The 2,203-nt window shown below is 57.7% G+C and carries 2 protein-coding genes and 1 pseudogene; all 3 read right to left on the bottom strand.

Annotated features, from left to right (window positions below; genetic code table 11):
* Nucleotides 1–90: 90 nt before the first annotated feature.
* Nucleotides 91–909, bottom strand: coding sequence for a 2OG-Fe dioxygenase family protein (locus AUC71_RS04670; protein WP_083238084.1), 819 nt, complete (start codon nt 907–909; stop codon nt 91–93).
* A 4-nt stretch (nt 910–913) separates the two neighbouring features.
* Entirely contained in the window at nt 914–1,708 is a 795-nt protein-coding gene (locus tag AUC71_RS04665; RefSeq protein ID WP_069623323.1) for a vWA domain-containing protein, read from the bottom strand.
* Between the two features lie 279 nt (nt 1,709–1,987).
* Nucleotides 1,988–2,203, bottom strand: a pseudogene (locus tag AUC71_RS04660) (PQQ-dependent dehydrogenase, methanol/ethanol family); the annotation flags it as partial.

Below are 2,203 nucleotides of genomic sequence, written 5' to 3'. Positions count from 1 at the left end.
GGCTCTGAACTAAGTCCGGCAAGCCAACTTGGTTGGTTGATTCTGCGAGGCTTTAGGATTTCTCGTTCCACATCCCACGATGCTGCCGCCTCACCGAGACTCGCTCGCAGTCTCGTGTTCCCGGCGATAGGTCAGCACCAGAACATCACGGCAGGCTTTGCGCTCCGAACTAAGGGGGGCGATCGGAGTGACCCCGTGAAGGACGCGGTGGTCGTCGATAAGCACGGCGTCAAGCGGATCGATCAGCGTGAACTCGCCTAACGGCCTACCCGAGCGATCGAAGATCTGCGTGACACCGCTCGCCACGTTCGATCGGCGGATCAGCATCACGCACACCCAATCGACGCCATCACGATGGACCCCTTCGGGCGTGGGTGCCCCAGTTTCATCCGGCGTCGCCTCGATGCGAAACTGATGCATTTCGACATGCCAGGGCGAGACGCTAGACTTCATCGAAGACGTCATGTCGAACAGTGCCGCACAATAGCTAACTAAGCCCTGTGCGAAGGCATTGTCGGTCACGGCTTCCTTGACCGGCATAAACCAGCGCTCAATCCCGCCGTTCAAGATATTGTAGTCTCGGCTCTGATAGTGCGGCTGATGGTTCTTTCGGACGACGACACTACCTGTAACCTTGAAGGTCCCGAAGCGCCTACGCCTGTAGCGGCCACCGTCCGCCATATATTTGTCGATCCCGAGATCATCCCAGGTCGAGGCAAAATCCGGCCACGCCTCTAGTCCGCGCGTGCGCATGATCGCGCGCATCTCTTTACCAGTGCGGACTGCAAATCCATCGCGCGCGATATCCTGTGCGATCGCGTCTAGCAACTTCGTTGATGACGATGAACGATGCCCTGGCGCTGTTCCTTCTCCATCTACACCGCGTTCTGAAGATCCTTCCTCAGACATGAGCTTACCCTTTAGGTTTGCTCCGCAGTCCCCGGGGCTGCGTTTTTTCGATCATGGCGCACAATGATGGATGGCTCCACGTGCATCCGCTTGACGCCTCTATATGGCTCTTTTGATCTTCCATGAGCCGACTGATTTTTGGACAACCCAGGGTCATCTCAAGCGCGTCAATAAGGTCATCAGTGTTTTCGGGGGTGAGGTACAAGCCTTCATTTTGCTCCGCTAGGCACTGTGTTTCGACGATGTTTGACTCGCCCGTCCAGGACAAACCTTTCACTCGCAAACCTATGACGTGGATGGTGAGTTGTGCCGCTGCGGCGTGTAGCTCCTTACCCACCTGGCACGGCGATCCCCCGCACGTGTCTTCGCCATCAGTTAGGAGGACGATCAAGCCGGGCTCGCTTTCAAAGTCGAGCATTTCCGCCGCCTGTTCGACAGCACGCGTCAAGGGAGTCCCACCGGCTGGTACTAGGCTTTCCACAGAAGCCATGATTTGTGCGGCGGCGTTTGGCGTAGGCGGAAGATCTAACTCGATATTGTCGCACTGGTTGAACAGACTAGGAGTCCGTGTGGGGCCATAGGTGACCAGTCCGACCCGACGGTGGCGCGTGACGGTCGGTAAGACCTTGCCAAGAGCGTATCGCACCCTATCGATCCGACTGACGTTGTGCGCGCTCTCGCTGCCGTAACCCCAGCCATTGCCGGACATGGAACCGGAGGCATCGAAAACAAGTACGGCGTCCTCGGCGCATGGAGAGAACTGGCTATCCTGCGCAAGTCCTGGAACGACCTGCCACATTATCGCAGACACGAAGGCTAGTGCCGTTGCGGCAAAGCAAGCCGAACCAGGTTCCCTAGTTTGCTTAAGTCCAATGCCAAAGTCGCGAGACATCTTTATTAGCCCGTCGGCAGACTTGCGTCATTATTCCAGATCGCTCCCCATAGTCCCAATCAAGTCCAATTAGAGATTTCTGGCCAATCGAGATGCAACTAGCGCCCGGATGCCTTATGGCACCGGGCGCTAGGGAGCCAGTTGCGCTCGGTACCTCGTGAACACCGAGCGCGACTGGTGGAGACCTTACTCGTAAATGCGGAACACGTTCAGCTCACCACCCTGCGGGATATGCTGCAGGCCAGCGGCCTTGGTCATGGCGGTGGCACCAATGGCGCCAAACTTGTCGCTCAGATCCAGACCAGCGGTGACCGGAAGACCGATCCAGCCGCCGATGCCGGAGTAAACGCCGACATACTGCTTACCGCCCACCTTCCAGGTGGCCGGGTTGCCGATGATGCC

It is taken from the genome of Methyloceanibacter marginalis (assembly GCF_001723295.1).
GTDB lineage: Bacteria > Pseudomonadota > Alphaproteobacteria > Rhizobiales > Methyloligellaceae > Methyloceanibacter > Methyloceanibacter marginalis.
This window is presented reverse-complemented; position numbering and strand designations above follow the sequence as displayed.

Bases quoted from the DNA above. Each gene is read 5' to 3' on its own strand.
- AUC71_RS04665 (WP_069623323.1), bottom strand. From the start codon at position 1,708: ATGTGGCAGGTCGTTCCAGGACTTGCGCAGGATAGCCAGTTCTCTCCA.
- AUC71_RS04670 (WP_083238084.1), bottom strand. From the start codon at position 909: ATGTCTGAGGAAGGATCTTCAGAACGCGGTGTAGATGGAGAAGGAACA.